Annotated in this window: 1 pseudogene; it reads left to right on the top strand. The window is 54.3% G+C overall.

The window, feature by feature from the left end:
• A pseudogene (locus AB4512_RS21750) lies at window positions 1-210 on the top strand (16S rRNA (cytosine(967)-C(5))-methyltransferase); the annotation flags it as partial.

The following is a 210-nucleotide window of genomic DNA, read 5'->3' as shown; positions in this document are numbered from 1 at the left end:
GTGGTGATGCTCGCTACCCTGAAGAGTGGTGGACAGGCAGCCAGTTCGACCGCATCCTACTTGATGCTCCATGTTCAGCGACGGGTGTAATTCGCCGTCACCCTGACATTAAGTGGCTACGTCGTGCCTCTGATATCGATGCACTAGCCGAGCTACAAAGTGAGATTTTGGATGCAATGTGGCGCCAGCTAAAAGAAGGCGGCACCATGG

The sequence above is a fragment of the Vibrio sp. 10N.222.52.B7 genome (genome assembly GCF_041474275.1).
Lineage (GTDB): Bacteria > Pseudomonadota > Gammaproteobacteria > Enterobacterales > Vibrionaceae > Vibrio > Vibrio crassostreae_C.
This window is presented reverse-complemented; position numbering and strand designations above follow the sequence as displayed.